Genomic DNA, 20,173 nt, shown 5'->3' with positions numbered 1-20,173 from the left:
AGGCGGCGGGATGACAGTCCCGGGACGCAGGAGCAGTACCTTCAGCCGGCTGCTGCGCAGCGGCTTCACCGACCCCTCCGCCGCGGCCCGGCTGCTGGACGCCGCCGCGCTGGCCGCCGTACGCACCGACCCGGTGCTCCTCGACGCCCTCGGCGCCACCGCCGATCCCGACCTCGCCCTGCTCGGGCTGGTCCGGCTCGCCGAGGCGCAGTCGCCCGAGGAGCTGCCCGTCCTGCTCGACACCCTCGTCAGCGCCAAGCCCCTGCGCGACCGGCTCCTGGGTGTGCTCGGTGCCTCCGAGGCCCTCGGTGACCACCTGGCCCGCCACCCCCGGGACTGGCAGGCCCTCGTCACGTACGAGGCCGCCGATCTGCACCCCGGACTGCCGGAGTTCGAGCAGGGCCTGGCCGGCGCCCACGACCCCGTGGCCCTGCGGGTCGCCTACCGCCGCTGCCTGCTCTCCATCGCCGCCCGCGACGTCTGCGGCACCACCGACGTGGCCCAGGCCGCCGCCGAGCTCGCCGACCTCGCCACCGCCACCCTGCGCGCGGCCCTGCGCATCGCGAGCGCCGCCGCCCCCGAGGACGCGGCGCTGTGCCGGCTCGCCGTCATCGCCATGGGCAAGTGCGGGGGCCACGAGCTGAACTACGTCTCCGACGTCGACGTGATCTTCGTCGGGGACGCCGCCCCCGGGACCGACCCGGCCGACGAGGGCAAGGCCGTCCAGGCCGCCACCCGGCTCGCCTCCCACCTCATGCGGATCTGCTCAGAGACCACCGTCGAAGGGACCATCTGGCCCGTCGACGCCAACCTCCGCCCGGAGGGCAGGAACGGTCCGCTGGTGCGCACCCTCGCCTCCCACCTCGCCTACTACCAACGCTGGGCCAAGACCTGGGAGTTCCAGGCCCTCCTCAAGGCCCGCGCCGTCGCGGGCGACGAAACCCTGGGCGCCGAGTACATCGAGGCCATAACTCCCCTCGTCTGGCAGGCCGCCGAACGCGAGAACTTCGTCGCCGACGTCCAGAAGATGCGCCGCCGCGTCGTCGACAACATCCCCGCCGCCCAGGTGGACCGCGAGCTGAAGCTCGGCCCGGGCGGTCTGCGCGACGTCGAGTTCGCCGTCCAGCTGCTCCAGCTCGTCCACGGCCGCTCCGACGCCACCCTGCACTCCGGCAGCACCCTCGACGCCCTGCACGCGCTGGCCGCCGGCGGCTACGTCGGACGCGCCGATGCCGCCCAGCTGCACGACGCGTACCGCTTCCTGCGCGCCATGGAACACCGCATCCAGCTCTACCGGCTGCGCCGCACGCACCTGGTCCCCGAGGACGAGAACGACCTGCGGCGCCTGGGCCGTTCCATGGGCCTGCGCACCGAACCCGTCGCCGAGCTCAACAAGGCCTGGCGCCGGCACGCCTCCGTCGTCCGCCGCCTGCACGAGAAGCTCTTCTACCGGCCGCTCCTCGACGCCGTCGCCCAGCTCGCCCCCGGCGAGACCCGGCTCTCCCCGCGCGCCGCGGGCCAGCGCCTCGAAGCGCTCGGCTACGCGGACCCCGCCGCGGCCCTGCGCCACCTCGAAGCCCTGGCCTCCGGAGTCACCCGCAAGGCCGCCATCCAGCGCACCCTGCTGCCGGTGCTCCTCGGCTGGTTCGCCGACTCCGCCGACCCGGACGCCGGTCTGCTGAACTTCCGCAAGGTCTCCGACGCGCTCGGCCGCACCCCCTGGTACCTGCGCCTGCTGCGCGACGAGGGCGCAGCCGCCGAGAACCTCGCCCGCGTGCTGTCCGCCGGGCGCCTCGCCCCCGACCTGCTGATGCGCGCCCCCGAGGCCGTCGCCCTGCTCGGCGACCCCGAAGGCCTGCAACCCCGTACCCGCGAGGCCCTCGAACAGGAGGTCCTCGCCGCCGTCGGCCGCGCCGAGAACCCGGAGGCGGGCGTGGCCGCCGTCCGCGGAGTACGCCGCCGCGAGCTGTTCCGCACCACCGCGGCCGACATCATCGGCTCCTACGGTACGGAGGAGAGCCCGGCCGAGGAGGACCACGGAGCCCTGGTCGACCGGGTCGGCGACGCCGTCTCCGACCTCACCGCCACCACCGTCGCCGGAGCCCTGCGCGCCGCCGTCCAGGGCCACTGGGGCGACACCCTGCCCACCCGCTTCGCGATCATCGGCGTCGGCCGCTTCGGCGGCCACGAGCTCGGCTACGGTTCCGACGCCGACGTCCTGTTCGTCCACGAACCCCGCGAGGGAGTCGACGAACAGGAGGCCGCGAAGGCCGCCCAGACCGTCATCGCCGAGATGCGCAGGCTCCTCCAACTCCCCACCGCCGACCCGCCGCTCCTGATCGACGCCGACCTGCGCCCCGAAGGCCGCTCCGGCCCTCTCGTCCGTACCCTCCCCTCCTACGCCGCCTACTACCGCCGCTGGTCCCTGACCTGGGAGTCCCAGGCCCTGCTGCGCGCCGAGCCGATCGCGGGGGACCCTGAGCTCGGGGCCCGTTTCATCGAGCTCATCGACCCGCTGCGCTACCCGGTGGAGGGGCTCGGCGAGGACGCGGTCCGCGAGATCCGGCGGCTGAAGGCCCGGATGGAGTCGGAACGCCTGCCCCGCGGCGCCGACCCGACCCTGCACACCAAACTGGGCCGGGGCGGCCTCAGCGACGTCGAGTGGACCGTCCAGCTGATCCAGATGCGGCACGCCTGGTGCGAGCCCGGCCTGCGCACGACGCGCACCCGCCAGGCCCTGGCCGCCGCCCACGCAGCCGGGCTGATCCCGACCGAGGAGGCGCAGATCCTGGACGAGGCCTGGGTCCTGGCCACCCGGGTCCGCAACGCCGTGATGCTGGTCCGCGGCCGGGCCGGGGACACCTTCCCGACCGACAGCCGCGAACTGGGGGCGGTCGGCCGCTACCTGGGCTACGCCGAAGGCACCGTCGGCGAGATGCTGGACGACTACCGCCGCATCACGCGCCGGGCGCGGGCGGTCGTGGACGAACTGTTCTACGGGTCCTGATCCGCACGCCCGCAGTCCGGCTCTACGGGGCTGCGGGCGCGGGCCGCTTCCGCTCTGCCCGCTCCGCCCGCTCGGTCCGCTCCGCCCGGTGCGGGCCCAGCTCGCGCAGCACTTCGCCGAGTTGGGCGGGGGACAGGGGCGGGCCGGGCAGCGGGGCGGCCGGACCGGCGGTGCGCAGCCCGTCGAGGAAGAGCGCCAGGTGGCGGCGCCAGCCGTCCGGGACGGTGGCGGCCAGCGCGGGCACGGCGCGGCCGAGCGCGGCCAGCGCGAGGAGCAGGTCCTCGGTGGTGACGTCGCTCCGGACCGTGCCCTGCCGCTGCGCGCGGCCGAGCAGCAGCACCATGGTCTCGTGGTTGTGAGCGTGGACGGCGTCCAGGGAGCGGACCCCCTCGATCCCCGTGGTCATCAGGTCGTTGGTGCCGCGGTCGGAGGCCAGCACGGTGAACACCACGTCGAGGTAGCCGGTCAGTCCGGCCCAGGCGTCCTCGGCGCCCCGAGCCTCCTCCCCGGCGGCCGTCGTACCGGCGAGGGCACCTTCGAAGACGGCGTCCACCAGCGCCGCCCGGCTGGGGAAGTGCCGGTACAGGGTGGCGTTGCCGACGCCCGCCCGGCGGGCGATGTCGTCGAGCGGGGCGTCCAGCCCCTGGGCCGCGAAGGCCTCGCGGGCGGCGGCGACCAGTAGGTCGCGATTGCGCTGCGCGTCACGCCGTAGGGGCACGGTCATGCCGTACGTCCTCTCATCCTGCCCGTCCATACCGGGGATACCATCCATACCGGGGATCACTCCCCGGTATGGATGGTATCCGTGGCCGTGACCCCGAGGGCGTCATCCGCCGATGCGGACCAGTGCGAGGGTGATGTTGTCGGGGCCTCCGGCCTCGATGGCGGCCTTCCACAGCTCGAACGCCGCCTTGCCGTCGTCGTGCACGCGCAGCAGGTCTTCGATGGCCTCGTCGGGCACCGGGTCGGTCAGGCCGTCGCTGCACACCAGGTAGCGGTCGCCCGGGGCCAGCGGGAGGGTCCTCACGTGCGGGGTGAGGACGTGCTGCGCGCGGCTCCCGCCGAGGGTCTGGGTGACGACCGACGTGGTGCGGTGACCCGGCTCCGGCGGCGGGCTGTCGTCCACGCTGACCTGGCGCAGACCGTCCGCGGCCGCCTGGTACACCTTGCTGTCGCCGACGTTGAACGACAGCAGCGAGTCCGCCATGACGAGGGTGCCGGCGACCGTGGTCCCCATGGCGGTCAGGTCGGGACGGCCCTCGGTGGCCGAGTGCACCGCGCGATTGCAGCGGTCCAGCGCGTCCTCGATGGCCAGGGCGCCGTCCAGCGAAGGCCCGAGCAGGGCGAGCTCGCGGACGACCAGCTCGCTGGCGACCTCGCCGGCCGGCTGCCCGCCGAGCCCGTCGGCGACCGCGACGACGAGCGGTCTGCCGAGGGGGAACAGGAGCGTCTGGGGGCTCCGGGTCGTGGTCCCGCACAGTGTCCAGGGTCCGACGACGAGGCTGTCCTCGTTGTGATCGCGGACCAGTCCTACATGGCTCAGGGCCGTCACGGCTATGTACGCCACCACGAGCTCCCGCCTCTCCGCAACGCAACGCGACGCGACGCGACGAACGCACGGCGGACGCGTCCCTCGCCACCATTGTCGCGCCGCTCGGCGTCCGGCGCCTCAGCCGCTCGGAGCCGTGGGACCGCCCGACTCCCCCTCGCCCCGGAGGCTCCCGGCGGCGTACGCCAGGAACGCCGCCAGGCCGACCTCGAAGGCCGCCTCCGCCCGGCCCGGCCCCTGTGCGGCCAGCGCCCCGGCCAGTAGCGGGGTCTGCGGCGAGGGCTCCCACATGGTCTCGGGGGCGGCGAGGTCCAGGGCGGAGCCCAGGACCAGGTTCTCCAGGCCCGTCAGCAGTGGCATCACCTGCTCCGCGCGGAAGCCGGCCCCCAGCAGCAGCGCCACCGCCTGCTCGTACTGCGCGAGCACGGCCGGCGCCCGGACCGGGGTGGTCATCAGCAGCGGGATGGCGCGCGGGTAGGCGGCGAAGGCGGCCCGGTAGGAGCGGGCCCAGGCCTCCAGTGCGCGGTCCCAGGGCTCGGCGGCCAGGGCCCCGCCGTCGATCGCGGAGCACACCCGCTCCCGTATCAGCTCGATCACCCCGGCCCGGCCGTCCACGTGGTGATACAGCGACCCGGTCTGCACCCCGAGCGCACGGGCGATCTGCGGAACGCTGAACTCACCCTGTTCCGCCAGGAGTTGCAGGGCAGTAGCGCCGATCCGCTCCCGGTCGAGCAGTGGGGTGCGTGGCCGCGCCATCGTGTTTCTCCCGCCGTCAGGTCTTCCCGTACGCCAAAACCGGAGGCTACATTGCCGCAAACCGAAAGCCTTTAGGTTTTCGGGTTCCCGACGCCTGCCGTTCGCAGAAGGGTGCCCCCGCATGCCCGAAACGCCGGAATCGACAGCAGCCAGACCCGCCGGATCAGAAGCAGCACCAGCCGGAGCACCCGCCGGAGGGTCCGTCCCAAGGCCCGCCCTCCGCCGCGCAGCGCTCGGCACCGCCGACATCTCCTTCTTCGTCGTCTCCGCCGCCGCCCCCCTCACCGTCATGGCCGGCGTGGCCCCCGTGGCGATCCTGCTCGGCGGCATCGGCGCCCCCGCCGGCTACCTCCTCGCGGGCCTGACCCTCGCGGTCTTCGCCGTCGGCTTCACCACCATGAGCCGCCACGTCCGCAGCGGCGGCGCCTTCTACGCGTACATCGCCCAGGGCCTCGGCAAGCGCGTCGGCATCGGCGCCGCCCTCCTCGCCCTCATCGGCTACAACGGCATGGAGATCGGCGTCTACGGCCTCCTCGGCACCACCACCGCCGACACCGCCCACGCCCTCGGCGGCATCGACGTCCCCTGGCTGCCCGTCTCCCTCGCCGGACTCGCCCTCATCTGGTACGGCGGCTTCCGCTCCATCGACTTCGGCGCCAAGCTGCTCGGCATCCTGCTCGTCGCCGAGACCGGGATACTCGTCCTGCTCGCGGGCGGGGTCCTCCTGAAGGGCGGCGCCCACGGCCTCTCCGCCGGCTCCTTCGCCCCCGGCGCGGTGCTCGTCCCCGGCACCGCCGCCGTCCTGGCCTTCGCCTTCGCCGCCTTCACCGGCTTCGAGTCCACGGTCATCTACCGCCGCGAGGCCCGCGACCCCGACCGGACCATCCCGCGCGCCACCTACATCGCCGTCGCCTTCCTCGGCCTCTTCTACGCCTTCATCGTCTGGATCGTCATCCAGGCCTTCGGCTCGGAGGAGGTCACCGCCGCAGCCGCCCAGGACCCCGGCGGCCTCTTCTTCACCGCCATCACCACCTACGTCGGCCCCTGGGCGGCCGACCTGATGCACGTCTTCATCGTCACCAGCGTCATCGCCTCCCTCCTCGCCTTCCACAACGCCATCAACCGGTACGTGCTCGCCCTCGCCGAGGAGGGCGTCCTGCCCGCCGCCCTGGGCCGGATCCACCCGCGCCACGGCTCCCCGTACCTCGCCGGGCTCGCCCAGACCGCCTTCGGCGCCGTCATCGTGCTCGGTTTCGCGCTCGCCGGAGCCGACCCGTACCAGCAGCTGCTGCTCTGGGTGAACACCCCCGGCATGATCGGCCTCATGGCTCTGATGCTGCTCGCCGCCGTCGCCGTACCCGTCTACTTCCGCCGGATCCGCCACGACGAGGGCCCCTGGCGGACCCTGATCGCGCCCGTCGCCGCCGCGGTGCTGCTGGCCGTCGCGATCTGCCTGGTGGTCTCCAAGGTGAGCCTGTTCACCATGGCCTCCACCACCGTCGACACCGTCCTGGTCGCCCTCGTCCCCGCCGTGTTCCTGGCCGGCCTCGTCCTCGCGCAGCGGCTCAAGACCCGCCGCCCCGAGGTCTACGCCCGATTCGCCGAAGAGCCCGTAGAAGCTCTGGACCTGCAAGGTCCGGACCCCCGAACCCCGGACCCGCAAGGAGAAGCCCCGTGCCCGCTGCCGACACCGTCCTGACCGGAGCCCGCGTCCGCACCCTCGACCCCGTCCGCCCCGAGGCCCGCGCGGTGGCCGTCCTCGGCGGCGAGATCGTCGCCGTCGGCGAAGAGGCCGACGTGCGCGACTGGCGCGGCCCCGGCACCGAGGTCGTCGACCTCGGCGGCGCCACCCTCACCCCCGGTCTCACCGACGCCCACAGCCACCCCGTCTGGGGCATCGAGATGGCGGTCGGTACGGACCTCTCCGCCGTCGGCGACCTCGACCAGCTGCGCGCCGCCCTGCGCACGGCCGACCGGGGCCCCGGCGGCTGGGTCACCGGCTTCGGCCTCGACCACAACGCCTTCGGCGGCCGCCCCGTGGACAAGTCGCTGATCGAGGAGGCCCTCGCCGGGGCCCCCGCGTTCCTGCGGCTCTACGACGGCCACTCCGCCCTGGCCTCCGGCGCGGCCCTGGCCGCCGCCGGGATCACCGGCCCCCGCACCTTCGCCCAGCGCTCCGAGATCGTCTGCGACGGCGCCGGGCGGCCCACCGGCCACCTGATCGAGCACGCCGCGATGGACCTGGTCGGCTCGCTCGCGCCGAAACCCTCGTACGCCGAGCGCCGCGGCCGCCTCACCCGGCTGCTCTCCGACATGGCCGCCACCGGCCTGACCGGCGCGCACGTCATGGACCTGGGCGACGGGGACGTACCGGCCCTGCTCTCGACCGTGGAGTACGAGGGGGACCTGCCGCTGCGGCTGAAGCTCGCGCCCTGGTGCATGCCGGGCGCCACCTCGGACGACCTGGACGAGCTGATCGAGCTCCAGCGGCTCGCGGGCCGCCACTGGCAGGTCGGCGGCGTGAAGTTCTTCATGGACGGCACCGTCGAGGGCGGCACCGCCTGGCTGGAGCACGCCGACTGCCACGGCCAGGGCACGGACGCCTTCTGGCCCGACCCCGACGCGTACGCCGAAGCGGTACGGGTCCTCGACGCGGCCGGGGTCCGCACCGCGACCCACGCCATCGGCGACGCGGCGGTCCGGCACGTCCTGGACACCGTGGCGGGACTGGGCCCGCAGGCCCGCATGCGGCACCGGATCGAACACATCGAGACGGTCCCCGACGACCAGCTGGAGCGGTTCGCGCAGCTCGGGGTGGCCGCCTCGATGCAGCCGCCGCACACCGCGTACACCCGGGCCGACCACAGCGACGAGTGGTCCAAGCGGCTGGGCGGGGAGCGGGCCGGCCACGCCTGGCGCTGCCGCGACCTGCGCGACGCGGGCGCGGTGCTGGCCCTCGGCTCCGACTGGCCGATCGCCCACTACGACGCCCGCCAGGTGCTGTCCATCGCCCGCAGCCCGCGCGGCGCGGCCTCGGCCGGTACGGGGGCCGGGCCCGGCGCGGCCCTGACCGGGCTGATGGCCCTGGAGGGCATGACCTCGCACGCCGCGCTGGCGGCGGGGGAGGAGCGGGTGGCGGGCCGGATCGCGGCCGGCTTCCGGGCGGACCTGACGGCCTTCGGCGCGGACCCGGTGGACGCGACCCCGGAGGAACTGGCCGGGACCCCGGTCCGCCTGACGATGTCGGGCGGCCGGATCACCCACCGGGAGGCGGCGCTCTGATCAGATCCCGGACTCAGATCCCGGACTCAGATCCCGGAGGCGGCCAGACCGCTGCGGAGCTCCTCCTCCGAGGGGTCGGCGAGGTGGGTCAGGAAGACCCACATGTGACCCGAAGGATCCCTGAGGATGACGGTGCGGTCCCCGTGGAACATGTCCGTCGGCGGCTGCAGTATCTGCGCCCCGGCGGCCTGCGCACGCTCCGCCAGCGCGTCGACGTCGGCGACGAACACGTGCAGGGTGACGGACGTACCCCCGCCGAGCGCGGCCGGGGCGGCCCAGGAGCCCGCCTCGGCCGCCTCCAGGCTGACGTCGCCCAGCATCAGGACCGACGGCCCGATGCTGATCTCGGCATGCAGGACCCCGCCGCCCGGGGCGTCCAGCCTGAACTCCTCCCGGGCGCCGAAGGCCCGCTCGTAGAAATCGATGGCCGCGGCGGCGTCGTCGACCATGATGTGCGGGATCACGGAGTGGCGGTAACGCTCGGGGATGACGGGGGCCACGGGGTGGGCTGCACGCTCGGTCATGGGGAGCTCCTTCTGGAATCCCGCCGGTCGGTTCCGACGGCCTCTGGACCGACCGTAAAACCTCAAGTTTCCTTGAGGTCAAGGGCCGTTGGCGCGCCGGATCCCGGGCATGCTCATGGCATGATCCCGGCGTGAGAACACTGCCATCCGCCCTACGTGCGGTGATCTGCCACCGCCGGCCGGCCCCGTGGTGCTGGGAGGCCGTCGTCGCGGCCGTGGGTGCCGGGGCGACGAGTGCCAACGGAGCGTTGGCCCAGGCGGGTCCCGCCGTCCGCGGGCACGCCGATCGGATCGCCGTGTCCCTCGACGAGTATCTCGACCGCCTGTCGCCCACGGCCGACGGCTCCATCGAGGCCCTCACCCTCGCCCTCGCCGGGATGGGTGACGTCCGGGCGCTGCCCGGCGCGCGGTTCCTCGCGAAGAACGGCCGGCTGCCCAGCCTCCGCCCCCGGGCCCACATCCTGGCCCTGCTGCCCGCCGCCGAACTGCTCCCCGCGGTGCTGCCGGCCCTGCGGAAGAAGACGGAGCGCTACTACCAGAACACCGCCGTCTTCGAACTCCTCGCCGCCTGGGGTCCGGCCGCCGCGCCCGCCGCCCCCGACGTGGTCCGTTGTCTGGAGACGGCCTACGCCTACGACGCCCTGCGCATCCTCGGCCGCATCGGACCCCCGGCCGCCGCCTTCGCGGACCGGCTGGCCGCCTTCGCCACCGGCCGCGATCCGCAGTCCCGCCGCCACCACGAGGGAATGGCCGCCTGGGCGCACTGGAGGGCCACCAGGGAGGACACCCTGGCCCTGAAGGTGTGCGGAGCGGCCGTGCGGTCCGGGGGCGCAGGCCGCGGCCTGCCCTACCTCGCCGATCTCGGCCCGGCCGCCGCCGCGCACGCGGACGCCGTGCACGGACTGCTGGAATCGCCCGGCGGGTGGACCCGGGTCGCCGCCGCGCACGCGTACTGGCGGATCACCGGGGACCCGGAGCCGGCCGTGCCGGTGCTGCTGGCGGCGGTGGACCCCGACTGGACGGGCAACCCGGCCCTGCCGACGCGGGAGGCGGTTCGCCTGCTGGGGGAGATCGGCGGCCCGGCCGGGGCGGTGGCGCCTCTGCTGCGCCGGATCCTGGCCTCCGAGGAACGCCTCGGGCATCCCTTCGAAGGAGAACGGATCCTGGCCGACGAGGCCTACGTCCGTACCCTCACCGAAGCCCTGGAGCGGATCGAGCCGGGCGCTGAGGACCCCGTACCGGCTTCGCTCGCGGAGGCCGCGCCCGCTGCCGGGAAGGGACTGGGCCTGCTGCGGAGGTGGCGGGCTCGCTGACCCCGGCCCCTCAGGCGCGGGTGCGGACGCGGGCGCGGTTCAGGAGGTCCGCCACCGGGTGGCGGCCGGTCTCCAGCGGGCTGCGCGGCAGGCGGTGCGGGAGGGATCCGTACCAGGCGCGGGAGACGGTGAAGCCGAAGGCCAGGCAGAGCATGCCGCCCACGGCGTCGAGCCAGAAGTGGTTGGCGGTGGACACGATCACGATCAGCGTCGCCGCGGGGTAGAGCAGGCCCAGGATCCGGGCCCAGGGGGCGGAGGCGACCGCGAAGATCGTCAGCCCGCACCAGAGCGACCACCCTATGTGCATGGAGGGCATGGCCGCGTACTGGTTCGACATGTGCTTGAGGTTGCCGGAGGCCATCGAGCCCCAGGTGTGGTGGACCAGCACGGTGTCGACGAAGTCCTGCCCGTTCATCAGCCTGGGCGGCGCGAGCGGGTAGAAGTAGTAGCCGACCAGGGCCACGCCCGTGGTGGCGAAGAGGACCAGGCGGGTGGCCGCGTAACGCCCCGGATGGAAGCGGTAGATCCACACCAGGACGCCGATGGTCATGATGAAGTGGAGCGTGGCGTAGTAGTAGTTCATGCCCACCACCAGCCATGTCACCGAGTTGACGGCGTGGTTGACCGTCTGTTCCACGGCGATGCCGAGCGAGTGCTCCGTCTTCCAGATCCAGTCGGCGTTCGCGAGTGCGGCCGCCTTCTGCTCGGGTACGGCGTTTCGGATCAGCGAGTACGTCCAGTAGCTGACCGCGATGAGCAGGACCTCGAACCAGATCCGTGGCCGCCGGGGTGCCCGCAGCCGGGAGAGCAGGGTTCGCTCGGACGACGCCGGGCGGGTCTGGTCCTCGGTCACGGTGGGTGACGAGGCGTCCGTCCGGGTATCCAGTGTTTTCACGCTCGCTTCACCCATAGGAAAAGAGTCTGCCAGATGCGTTCTCGCCTCCGATCATCCCTTGGGACGGTCTTGGGCGCAGCATGTCCACCTCGCGGACTACTGGAGGCCATGCGCCCCTAGGTGATTTCCCGGGGGTACGGGACCTCGCAGCCTCAGGAGCGGACCGGACCCCGGCCCTGCTGCGGGCCCGAGGCCGTCGAACCGCGGACCACCAGCTCGGGCAGGAACACGAACTCGCTGTGGGGCGCCGGGGTTCCCCCGATCTCCTCCAGCAGGGTCCGCACGGCAGCCTGGCCCATGGCCTGCACGGGCTGGCGGATGGTGGTCAGCGGCGGATCGGTGAACGCTATGAGCGGTGAGTCGTCGAAGCCCACGACCGAGACGTCCTGCGGGACCTTGAGCCCCTGCTGGCGGGCCGCCCGGATCGCGCCGAGCGCCATCATGTCGCTCGCGCACACCACCGCCGTGCAGCCCCGCGAGATGAGCGCGGCCGCGGCGGCCTGGCCGCCCTCCAGCGTGTAGAGGGAGTGCTGGATGAGCTCCTCGACCTCGTCCTCGCCGAGTCCGAGCCGTTCCTTCATGCCGAGCCGGAAGCCCTCGATCTTGCGCAGGACCGGCACGAACCGCTTGGGTCCGACGGCCAGCCCGATCCGGGTGTGCCCGAGCGCGGTCAGGTGGGTCACCGCGAGCTGCATGGCGGCGCGGTCGTCGGGGGAGACGAAGGGGGCCTGCACCTTGTCGGAGAAGCCGTTGATGAGGACGTACGGGACGCCCTGCCCGCGGAGTTGGTCGTAGCGGCCCATGTCGGCCGTGGTGTCCGCGTGCAGTCCGGAGACGAAGATGATCCCGGAGACCCCGCGGTCCACCAGCATCTCGGTCAGTTCGTCCTCGGTGGATCCGCCGGGCGTCTGCGTGGCCAGCACCGGGGTGTACCCCTGCCGGGTCAGCGCCTGGCCGATGACCTGGGCCAGCGCCGGGAAGATGGGGTTGTCCAGCTCGGGGGTTATGAGTCCGACGAGTCCCGCGCTGCGCTGGCGCAGCCGTACGGGGCGTTCGTACCCGAGTACGTCGAGTGCGGCCAGTACGGATTCACGGGTGCCTGCGGCCACACCGGGCTTGCCGTTGAGCACGCGGCTGACTGTGGCTTCGCTGACCCCCGCCTGGGCTGCGATGTCGGCTAGCCGTGCGGTCACGGATAGGACTGTACCGGTCACGCGTCACCTTGGTAACCGAGGTGCGCGGGGGTTCGTACGGGGCTTCGCGGCGCGGCCGCGCGGCGGTGTCGCTGGAAGCGCTTGCAAGCCGGGAGGCGGCCGACTGACGGGTCGAACCGGGCGAAGGCGGGTATGCGTCCCTTGGTCCATCCCCTGCTCCGCCCCCTGGCCGCGGGCCCGGACAGTCGAAGAAGGTTCGAATCAACAGCAAGCTGCGGCAACCGTACGGACACACGGATGTAACGATCACCAGGTCTTGCAGAAAATTGCCGCAAGGTCTTTCGGTCGGCTTGCAGGCTTGTTACGTTCTCGGCAACTCGGGACCGCGAGGCGCGGCCGGGATCATCGAAGGAGTTCATATGCGGCGTGGCATAGCGGCCACCGCGCTGGTCGCGACTCTGGCGCTCGCGGCGACGGCTTGCGGCGGTGACACCAAGGACGCCAACGGCGGCGCCAAGGCCGACGGGGAGCTCTCCGGCACGGTCACCTGGTGGGACACCTCGAACGACGCCGAGAAGGCGTCCTTCCAGAAGCTCGCCGAGGCGTTCACCGCCAAGCACCCCAAGGTGACCGTCAAGTACGTCAACGTCCCCTACGGTGACGCCCAGAACAAGGTCAAGAACGCCTTCAGCAGCGGCTCCGAGGCCCCGGACGTCATCCGCTCCGACGTGGGCTGGGTCGCCGACTTCGCTTCCCTCGGCTACCTCGCCGAGGTCCCGGCCGACACGGCCAAGAAGGTGGACGCCGAGTTCCTGCCCCAGGCCGCGGCCAGCGGCAAGTACGAGGGCAAGACCTACGCCGTCCCGCAGGTCATCGACACCCTCGGCCTCTTCTACAACAAGAAGATGCTCGCCGACGCCGGCGTCCAGCCCCCCAAGACGCTGGAGGAGCTGAAGACCGCCTCCGCCGCCATCAAGGCCAAGACCGGCAAGGCCGGCCTCTACCTGCGCGGCGACGACTCCTACTGGTTCCTGCCCCTCATCTACGGAGAGGGCGGCGACCTCGTCGACGCGAAGACCAAGACGGTCACCGTGGACAACGCGGCGGGCGTCAAGGCCTTCAAGACCGCCCGCGACCTGGTCACCTCGGGTGCGGCGATCACCAACGCCACCGACGGCTGGACCAACATGCAGACCGCCTTCAAGACGGGCGAGGCCGCGATGATGATCAACGGCCCGTGGGCCGTGGCCGACAGCTACGCCGGCGACCAGTTCAAGGACAAGGCCAACCTCGGCGTCGCCGCCGTCCCGGCCGGCTCCGTCAAGGCGGGCGCGCCGCAGGGCGGCCACGACCTCGCCGTCTACGCGGGCTCCAAGAACATCGCCGCCGCGAACGCCTTCGTCGACTACATGACCTCGCAGGAGGTGCAGGTCCAGTCCGCCAAGGAGCTGAGCCTGCTCCCGACCCGGACCGCCGCCTACGAGCAGCCCGACGTCAAGTCCAGCGAGATGGTGCAGTTCTTCAAGCCGGCCGTGGACAAGGCCGTGGAGCGCGCGTGGATCCCGGAGAACGGATCCCTCTTCGAGCCGCTCAAGGTCGAATACACCAAGGCGATCACCGGGGCCTCGAGCCCCGAGGACGCGGCCAAGGCGGCCGGCGTCGAATTCCGCAAGATCCTCAAGGGTTGGAAGTAGCGAAGAAGATGGCTGCTCACACCAGCCGGTCGGTGGCGAAGGCCGCGGGCAGCGAGGCCGGTCCTGACGCCGGCACCGCCGCCCGCGGCCCCAGCCGCAGGACTGACGGCAAGGCCGGCGGAACCAACCGTCCGGGGCTGAAGCGGGCCCTCGCCACCCACTGGTACGCCTGGGCCATGGTCACCCCCGTGGTGCTCGTGCTCGGCGTGATCATCGGCTGGCCGCTCGTCCGCGGCGTCTACCTGTCGCTGACCGACGCCACCGAGCGCAACGTCGGCCGCACCATCGGCGCCAACCACATCGAGGCGACGTACCAGTTCGTCGGACTCGACAACTACGCCGCCGTCCTGGCCGACCCGGTGTTCCTGCAGCGGCTGGTGTGGACGGTGCTGTGGACCGTCGCCTGCGTGTCGGTCACCTTCGCGCTCGGCCTCGGCCTCGCATCCGTGCTCAACCGCGAGTTCAAGGGACGCGCCGCCTACCGGATGGCGCTCATCCTGCCCTGGGCCGTCCCCGGATTCGTCTCCGTCTTCGCCTGGCGGTTCCTCTTCAACCGCGACAACGGCATCCTCAACAAGATCCTGGACGGCGGCGGCATCTCCGCCGTCCCGTGGCTCGACGACCCGACCTGGGCCAAGTTCTCGGTCATCGCCGTCAACGTCTGGCTCGGCATCCCCTTCATGATGGTCGCCCTGCTCGGCGGCATGCAGTCGATCCCCGGCGAGCTCTACGAGGCCGCCGAGATGGACGGGGCCTCACCCTGGCAGCGGTTCCGCCACATCACCCTGCCGGGTCTGCGCACGGTGAGCATGACCGTGATCCTGCTCTCCACCATCTGGACCTTCAACATGTTCCCGGTGATCTTCCTGCTCACCCGGGGCGGGCCGGGAGACTCCACCGAGATCCTGGTGACCCAGGCCTTCCGCGAGGCGTTCGTGACCAGCCCGCGCGACTTCGCGGTCTCGGCGACCTGGGGCGTACTGATCCTCCTGCTGCTCATGATCTTCGCGCTGGTCTACCGGCGCTCGCTGCGCAAGCAGGGAGAGGTGTGGTGACCACCGTGACGACCAACTCCGCCGCCGCGAAAACCCCGGCCCCCGTCCGCCCGCGCGGCAAGCGGTCCCCGCTCGCCTCCGCAGGCCTGCACGGCACCCTGATCGTCGCGTCCGTGATCGCCGTGTTCCCCGTGCTGTGGGTCCTGCTGACCTCCCTCAAGCCCGCGAAGCACGCCATCTCCACGGACTTCGTGAAGGAACCGACCCTCGACAACTACCGCTACCTGGTGGAGTCGACCTCCTTCCTCACCTGGTTCGGCAACTCCGTCCTGGTCGCCGGCATCACCACCGTCCTCGGGGTGTTCATCGCCGCCACCACCGGATACGCCGTCAGCCGCTTCAAGTTCCCCGGAATGAAGCCGCTGATGTGGACCCTGCTCATCACGCAGATGTTCCCGATGGCCATCCTCATCGTCCCGCTCTACAACCTCATGGGACAGCTGGGGCTGCTCAACCAGCCGCTCGGCCTGGTCATCACCTACCTCACCATCGCCGTGCCGTTCTGCGCCTGGATGATGAAGGGCTTCTTCGACACCATCCCGGTCGAGATCGACGAATCCGGCCGCGTCGACGGGCTCAACCCCTTCGGCACCTTCTGGCGGCTGATCCTCCCGCTGGCCAAGCCCGGCCTCGCCGTCACAGGCTTCTACGCCTTCATCACGGCCTGGGGCGAAGTCGCGTACGCCTCCGCCTTCATGGTCGGCGACGAGCACCTCACCCTGGCCGGGGGCCTGCAGACCTTCGTCACCCAGTACACCTCCAACTGGGGTGCGATGAGCGCGGCCTCCGTCCTCATCGCCATCCCCGCGGCCTTCTTCTTCCTCTTCGCCCAGCGTCACCTCGTCGCCGGGATGACGGCAGGCGCGACCAAGGGCTGACGCCCTCGCGAGCACGGGCTGACCACCCGCAGCCTGCCCCCTCTCACCCCCGGCCCGATCTCCCAAGGACGACATGACCCAGCACCTCGCCGCCGAAAGCTCGTTGGACGGCCTCCCCACCTCCACCGGCACCCTGCCCGGCTGGTGGAGAGAAGCGGTGATCTACCAGGTCTATCCGCGCAGCTTCGCCGACTCCAACGGGGACGGCATGGGGGACCTCGAAGGCATCCGCACCCGACTGCCCTACCTCAAGGAACTCGGGGTCGACGCCGTCTGGCTCAGCCCCTTCTACGCCTCCCCGCAGGCCGACGCGGGCTACGACGTCGCCGACTACCGGGCCATCGACCCGATGTTCGGCAGCCTCCACGACGCCGACGCCGTCATCCGCGAGGCACACGGGCTGGGCCTGCGCATCATCGTCGACCTGGTGCCCAACCACTGCTCCGACCAGCACGAATGGTTCAAGCAGGCGCTGCGCGAAGGCCCCGGTACGCCGCTGCGCGAACGCTTCCACTTCCGCGCGGGGCGGGGCCAGGACGGGGCGGAGCCCCCGAACGACTGGGAGTCCATCTTCGGCGGGCCGGCCTGGACCCGGGTCGCCGACGGCGAGTGGTACCTGCACCTCTTCGCTCCCGAACAGCCCGACTTCAACTGGGAACACCCGGCCGTCCAGGACGAGTTCCGCTCGATCCTGCGGTTCTGGCTCGACCTCGGCGCCGACGGCTTCCGCATCGACGTGGCCCACGGCCTGGTCAAGGCCCCCGGCCTGCCCGACCTCGGCCGCGGCGAACAGCTCAAGCTGCTCGGCAACCAGGTGCTGCCCTTCTTCGACCAGGACGGCGTCCACGAGATCTACCGCTCCTGGCGCCGCGTCCTCGACGAGTACGCGGGCGACCGCATCGGAGTCGCCGAGGCCTGGACGCCGAGCGCCGACCGCACGGCCATGTACCTGCGACCCGACGAACTGCACCAGGCCTTCAACTTCCACTACCTGAACACCGGGTGGGACGCCGAGGCGCTGCGCGCCACCATCGACGAGTCGCTGGACGCGATGCGTCCGGTGGGGGCGCCGACGACGTGGGTGCTGTCGAACCACGATGTCGTACGCCACGTCACGCGGTACGGGGGCGGCGCGCAGGGCCTGGCCCGGGCGCGCGCGGCCGCGCTGCTGATGCTGGCCCTGCCCGGGTCGGCGTACGTCTACCAGGGCGAGGAACTGGGCCTGCCCGAGGTCGTGGACCTGCCGGACGGGGTGCGGCAGGACCCGGCCTTCGCCCGCGGCGAGGGCCAGGACGGGCTCCGCGACGGCTGCCGCGTCCCGATCCCGTGGTCGGGCCACGAAGCCCCGTACGGCTTCGGCGACGGGGGCAGCTGGCTGCCGCAGCCGGCCGAATGGGCGGGCCTGAGCGTGGCCGCCCAGACCGGCGACCCCGCCTCGACCCTGGAGCTCTACCGCACGGCCCTGCGGCTGCGCCGCTCGCACCCGGAACTGGGCGCGGGCGAGGCGGTGGAGTGGCTGGAGGGCCCCGAGATCCCCGAGGGCGTGCTCGCCTTCCGGCGGGGGGACTTCATCTGCACGGTCAACACCACGGACCAGCCGGTAGGCCTTCCCGCGCCGGGCACGGTCCTGCTGTCGAGCGGCCCGCTGGCTGATCCGTCGTTGCTGCCCGCCGACACGGCGGTGTGGTGGCAGGGGTGACTTCCCCCCTGAGGCTGACGGACATCGCCGCGCAGGCCGCGGTCAGCGAGGCGACCGTCAGCCGCGTGCTCAACGGCAAGTCGGGCGTGGCGTCCGGCACCCGTCACAAGGTGCTGGCCGCCATGGACCTGCTGGGCTACGAACGCCCGGTGCGGCTGCGGCGGCGCAGCAACGGGCTGGTGGGTCTCCTCACCCCGGAGCTCACCAACCCCATCTTCCCGGCGTTCGCCCAGGTCATCGAACAGGCCCTGGCCGGCCACGGCTACACCCCGGTGCTGTGCACGCAGACCCCGGGCGGGGCCACCGAGGACGAGCTGGTGGAACAGCTGGAGGAACGCGGCGTCACCGGCATCGTGTTCCTCTCCGGGCTGCACGCGGACTCCTCCGCGGACCCCTCCCGCTACCAGCGCCTCGCGGCCCGGGGCGTCCCGTTCGTCCTGATCAACGGCTTCAACGAACAGGTCCAGGCTCCCTTCATCTCCCCCGACGACCGCGCGGCGGCGGAGATGGCCGTCCGTCACCTGGAGGACCTGGGCCACCGCAGGATCGGCCTGGCCATAGGGCCGACGCGCTACGTGCCTTCGGCGCGCAAGGAGGCGGGTTTCACCGCCGCCCTCCCGTCGGCGGCGGCCGAGGGGCTCATCCAGCGCACCCTCTTCACGGTCGAGGGCGGCCACGCGGCCGGCGGAGCCCTCCTGGACCGGGGCTGCACGGGCATCGTGTGCGGCAGCGACCCCATGGCCCTGGGCGTCATCCGCGCGGCCCGCGAACGCGGACTGCGCGTCCCCGAGGACATCTCGGTCGTCGGCTTCGACGACTCCCCGCTCATCGCCTTCACGGACCCGCCACTGACCACCATCCGCCAGCCGGTCCGCGCCATGGCCACGGCAGCGGTCGGAGCCCTCCTGGAGGCCGTCGCCGGCACCCCGGTCCAGCGGACCGAGTACATCTTCCAGCCGGAGCTCGTGGTCCGGGGGTCCACGGGGCAGGGGCCGGGGCCGGGGTAGGCCAACGTCAGGCCAGTGCGGCTCCGCCGTCGAGGGTGAGCACCGTGCCGGTCGCGTAGCCGTTGCCCAGGAGGTGGAGGTAGGCCGCCGCAGCCTCCTCGATCCGGTCGAAGAAGGCGGCGAGCGCGGCCTCGTCGGCGAGGTCCAGCACGATCCCTTCGGCCGGGCCGCCGAGCTTCTTCACCGCCAGGTCGACCCGGCTCCGACTGCTGGAGGCGACGACCACGTTCGAGCCCTGAGCCGCTGCGGCCTGCGCAACGGCGAATCCGATGCGGCCCTGCGCACCGGGCGGGGCCGGGCTGTCGCGCGCCGCGTTCGCCCGGCGGTTCACCACGGTGGTCGGCGAGCCGCCGCTCAGCTACCTGACGACGTGGCGGATGGCCATCGCGGCCCGGATGCTGCGCGAGACGGTCGACTCGCCGAGCACCGTGGCCGAGAACGCCGGCTACACCTCGGAATTCGCGTTCGCCAAGGCGTTCAAGCGGCACTTCGGCGCCCCGCCCGGGGCCTATCGCCGGGAGCGGCGGACGGCTTCGGCTTCGGTGCCCGTTTGATCCGCTTGGGCGGGAGTCGGGGTTCTCGATTCAGCGCGCGCGGCGCATCACCACGCGCCAGACGCCGAATTTCAGGCCTGCCGGGGCCATGTCCCAGGACTCGGCGGTCCAGCCCTTCGCCTCCAGCGTCGCCACTCCCCAGAAGATCTCGTTCGGTGTCGACGCGCCTCCCCGGGCTATCAGGAGGAGGAAGGAGTACGGGTACGCGTCGATGGCGTTCGGGTCGGCCCGCAGGGTCTCGACGAGGACCGCTCCTTCGGCGAGGAGTGATGCGGCTGCTGTGTCGGTGGTCGACCTCTTGTCCGGGCGCATGGCCCCCACTGTGGCACCTCGGAGCCAGTACTGACCGGGTGTAAGGAGCGGGGTGTCCGTGATGATGTGCGGATGATCGAGAAAGAGCATGCCGTGCGGTTGGTTCAGGCGCTCGTGGAGCGGAACAACGAGGAGGCTCGGGCGGCCGGGCCGCCTGTGGTGGAGACCGCGGTCTCGCAGGTGACGGAGCATCCGTTGTGCTGGGTGGTGGCCGTGGACAGCGCGGAGTACGTGCGCACGGGCAACTACGCTTACCGGCTGATGGGCGGGAGGCTTTACCTCGTGGACCGGGTCAGTGGCGGTCTCTACGAGATCGGTGGGCGGGCCTTCGCCATTGAGGACTGGGAGCCCAGCTACCGCCGGTTGGTCCGGGGTGAGTCGCAGGGCTCCGGCGGGGTGGTGCGCCGGTTGTTCCGGCGAGGGGCGCGCAAGGGCGTGCAGTGGGTTGCTCCCGCGGGTGGTCCGTACTCCTTCTGATTTCGGCGTTCCCCGGA

The 20,173-nt window shown here is 72.2% G+C and carries 19 protein-coding genes; 11 read left to right on the top strand and 8 right to left on the bottom strand.

Translation table 11 applies throughout. The features are described 5' to 3' along the window. Positions 1-10 precede the first annotated feature (10 nt). Positions 11-3,007, top strand: coding sequence for a bifunctional [glutamine synthetase] adenylyltransferase/[glutamine synthetase]-adenylyl-L-tyrosine phosphorylase (locus OHU74_RS10290; protein WP_371615604.1), 2,997 nt, complete (start codon positions 11-13; stop codon positions 3,005-3,007). Between the two features lie 22 nt (positions 3,008-3,029). Here the strand turns inward: OHU74_RS10290 and OHU74_RS10285 are convergent, their stop codons facing one another. From OHU74_RS10285 to OHU74_RS10275, 3 genes are all read right to left on the bottom strand, one after another. Next, positions 3,030-3,731 (bottom strand): TetR/AcrR family transcriptional regulator, encoded by a 702-nt coding sequence (locus OHU74_RS10285; protein WP_371615603.1) that lies wholly within the window; start codon positions 3,729-3,731, stop codon positions 3,030-3,032. A 102-nt stretch (positions 3,732-3,833) separates the two neighbouring features. After that, a complete protein-coding gene (locus OHU74_RS10280) occupies positions 3,834-4,574 on the bottom strand; it encodes a PP2C family serine/threonine-protein phosphatase (protein WP_371615602.1) in 741 nt (246 codons plus the stop codon). A 102-nt stretch (positions 4,575-4,676) separates the two neighbouring features. Further along, positions 4,677-5,312: a TetR/AcrR family transcriptional regulator gene (locus OHU74_RS10275; RefSeq protein WP_371615601.1), complete on the bottom strand. Its 636-nt coding sequence runs from the start codon at positions 5,310-5,312 to the stop codon at positions 4,677-4,679. A gap of 121 nt (positions 5,313-5,433) precedes the next feature. On the opposite strand from OHU74_RS10275, the gene OHU74_RS10270 reads away from it, so the two are divergent. Both OHU74_RS10270 and OHU74_RS10265 read left to right on the top strand, forming a co-directional pair. Continuing rightward, complete coding sequence (locus OHU74_RS10270; protein WP_371615600.1) at positions 5,434-7,011, top strand: APC family permease; 1,578 nt, start codon at positions 5,434-5,436, stop codon at positions 7,009-7,011. Further along, positions 6,987-8,594: an amidohydrolase gene (locus OHU74_RS10265; RefSeq protein WP_371615599.1), complete on the top strand. Its 1,608-nt coding sequence runs from the start codon at positions 6,987-6,989 to the stop codon at positions 8,592-8,594. Before OHU74_RS10270 ends, OHU74_RS10265 begins: the two co-directional genes overlap by 25 nt. Positions 8,595-8,620: 26 nt before the next feature. Here the strand turns inward: OHU74_RS10265 and OHU74_RS10260 are convergent, their stop codons facing one another. Next, positions 8,621-9,118: a VOC family protein gene (locus OHU74_RS10260; protein ID WP_371615598.1), complete on the bottom strand. Its 498-nt coding sequence runs from the start codon at positions 9,116-9,118 to the stop codon at positions 8,621-8,623. Positions 9,119-9,249: 131 nt separating this feature from the next. Between OHU74_RS10260 and OHU74_RS10255 the strand changes: the two genes are divergently transcribed. Further along, the gene (locus OHU74_RS10255; RefSeq protein WP_371615597.1) at positions 9,250-10,431 is read left to right on the top strand and encodes a hypothetical protein; all 1,182 of its coding nucleotides are present in this window, start codon (positions 9,250-9,252) and stop codon (positions 10,429-10,431) included. 10 nt (positions 10,432-10,441) lie between these two features. Here the strand turns inward: OHU74_RS10255 and OHU74_RS10250 are convergent, their stop codons facing one another. Then, the gene (locus tag OHU74_RS10250) at positions 10,442-11,341 is read right to left on the bottom strand and encodes a phosphatase PAP2 family protein (RefSeq protein WP_371615596.1); all 900 of its coding nucleotides are present in this window, start codon (positions 11,339-11,341) and stop codon (positions 10,442-10,444) included. Between the two features lie 137 nt (positions 11,342-11,478). After that, positions 11,479-12,519 carry a LacI family DNA-binding transcriptional regulator gene (locus OHU74_RS10245; RefSeq protein WP_371615595.1) on the bottom strand — a complete coding sequence of 347 codons (1,041 nt, stop codon included), beginning with the start codon at positions 12,517-12,519 and terminating at the stop codon, positions 11,479-11,481. 380 nt (positions 12,520-12,899) lie between these two features. On the opposite strand from OHU74_RS10245, the gene OHU74_RS10240 reads away from it, so the two are divergent. The 5 genes from OHU74_RS10240 to OHU74_RS10220 all read left to right on the top strand — a co-directional run bounded on the left by OHU74_RS10240 (position 12,900) and on the right by OHU74_RS10220 (position 18,813). Beyond that, on the top strand, positions 12,900-14,174 hold the full coding sequence (locus tag OHU74_RS10240; RefSeq protein ID WP_371615594.1) for an extracellular solute-binding protein: 1,275 nt from the start codon (positions 12,900-12,902) through the stop codon (positions 14,172-14,174). Between the two features lie 8 nt (positions 14,175-14,182). Then, positions 14,183-15,229, top strand: coding sequence for a carbohydrate ABC transporter permease (locus tag OHU74_RS10235; RefSeq protein WP_371615593.1), 1,047 nt, complete (start codon positions 14,183-14,185; stop codon positions 15,227-15,229). Continuing rightward, positions 15,226-16,107 (top strand): sugar ABC transporter permease, encoded by an 882-nt coding sequence (locus OHU74_RS10230; RefSeq protein ID WP_371615592.1) that lies wholly within the window; start codon positions 15,226-15,228, stop codon positions 16,105-16,107. The genes OHU74_RS10235 and OHU74_RS10230 overlap by 4 nt, the downstream gene beginning before the upstream one ends. A gap of 73 nt (positions 16,108-16,180) precedes the next feature. Then, a complete protein-coding gene (locus tag OHU74_RS10225) occupies positions 16,181-17,806 on the top strand; it encodes a glycoside hydrolase family 13 protein (protein ID WP_371615591.1) in 1,626 nt (541 codons plus the stop codon). Further along, positions 17,791-18,813, top strand: coding sequence for a LacI family DNA-binding transcriptional regulator (locus OHU74_RS10220; RefSeq protein ID WP_371615590.1), 1,023 nt, complete (start codon positions 17,791-17,793; stop codon positions 18,811-18,813). Before OHU74_RS10225 ends, OHU74_RS10220 begins: the two co-directional genes overlap by 16 nt. 7 nt (positions 18,814-18,820) lie before the next feature. On the opposite strand, the gene OHU74_RS10215 is transcribed toward OHU74_RS10220, so the two are convergent. Beyond that, positions 18,821-19,039, bottom strand: coding sequence for a hypothetical protein (locus OHU74_RS10215; protein WP_371615589.1), 219 nt, complete (start codon positions 19,037-19,039; stop codon positions 18,821-18,823). A 43-nt stretch (positions 19,040-19,082) separates the two neighbouring features. On the opposite strand from OHU74_RS10215, the gene OHU74_RS10210 reads away from it, so the two are divergent. After that, complete coding sequence (locus OHU74_RS10210) at positions 19,083-19,367, top strand: helix-turn-helix transcriptional regulator (protein ID WP_371615588.1); 285 nt, start codon at positions 19,083-19,085, stop codon at positions 19,365-19,367. 30 nt (positions 19,368-19,397) lie between these two features. Here the strand turns inward: OHU74_RS10210 and OHU74_RS10205 are convergent, their stop codons facing one another. Continuing rightward, the gene (locus tag OHU74_RS10205) at positions 19,398-19,679 is read right to left on the bottom strand and encodes a hypothetical protein (RefSeq protein ID WP_371615587.1); all 282 of its coding nucleotides are present in this window, start codon (positions 19,677-19,679) and stop codon (positions 19,398-19,400) included. 72 nt (positions 19,680-19,751) lie between these two features. Between OHU74_RS10205 and OHU74_RS10200 the strand changes: the two genes are divergently transcribed. Next, the gene (locus tag OHU74_RS10200; RefSeq protein WP_371615586.1) at positions 19,752-20,156 is read left to right on the top strand and encodes a YrhB domain-containing protein; all 405 of its coding nucleotides are present in this window, start codon (positions 19,752-19,754) and stop codon (positions 20,154-20,156) included. The last annotated feature ends 17 nt before the right edge of the window (positions 20,157-20,173 follow it).

It is taken from the genome of Streptomyces sp. NBC_00454 (genome assembly GCF_041434015.1).
GTDB lineage: Bacteria > Actinomycetota > Actinomycetes > Streptomycetales > Streptomycetaceae > Streptomyces.
Note: the sequence above shows the minus strand (reverse complement) of the source record. Positions and strands in the feature narration are given on the sequence as shown.

Excerpts from the sequence above, each read along its gene's own strand:
- OHU74_RS10290 (WP_371615604.1), top strand. The coding sequence starts at position 11 with ATGACAGTCCCGGGACGCAGGAGCAGTACCTTCAGCCGGCTGCTGCGC.
- OHU74_RS10285 (WP_371615603.1), bottom strand. The coding sequence starts at position 3,731 with ATGACCGTGCCCCTACGGCGTGACGCGCAGCGCAATCGCGACCTACTG.
- OHU74_RS10275 (WP_371615601.1), bottom strand. The coding sequence starts at position 5,312 with ATGGCGCGGCCACGCACCCCACTGCTCGACCGGGAGCGGATCGGCGCT.
- OHU74_RS10270 (WP_371615600.1), top strand. The coding sequence starts at position 5,434 with ATGCCCGAAACGCCGGAATCGACAGCAGCCAGACCCGCCGGATCAGAA.
- OHU74_RS10260 (WP_371615598.1), bottom strand. The coding sequence starts at position 9,118 with ATGACCGAGCGTGCAGCCCACCCCGTGGCCCCCGTCATCCCCGAGCGT.
- OHU74_RS10250 (WP_371615596.1), bottom strand. The coding sequence starts at position 11,341 with ATGGGTGAAGCGAGCGTGAAAACACTGGATACCCGGACGGACGCCTCG.
- OHU74_RS10240 (WP_371615594.1), top strand. The coding sequence starts at position 12,900 with ATGCGGCGTGGCATAGCGGCCACCGCGCTGGTCGCGACTCTGGCGCTC.
- OHU74_RS10235 (WP_371615593.1), top strand. The coding sequence starts at position 14,183 with ATGGCTGCTCACACCAGCCGGTCGGTGGCGAAGGCCGCGGGCAGCGAG.
- OHU74_RS10225 (WP_371615591.1), top strand. The coding sequence starts at position 16,181 with ATGACCCAGCACCTCGCCGCCGAAAGCTCGTTGGACGGCCTCCCCACC.
- OHU74_RS10210 (WP_371615588.1), top strand. The coding sequence starts at position 19,083 with ATGCGGCCCTGCGCACCGGGCGGGGCCGGGCTGTCGCGCGCCGCGTTC.
- OHU74_RS10205 (WP_371615587.1), bottom strand. The coding sequence starts at position 19,679 with ATGCGCCCGGACAAGAGGTCGACCACCGACACAGCAGCCGCATCACTC.
- OHU74_RS10200 (WP_371615586.1), top strand. The coding sequence starts at position 19,752 with ATGATCGAGAAAGAGCATGCCGTGCGGTTGGTTCAGGCGCTCGTGGAG.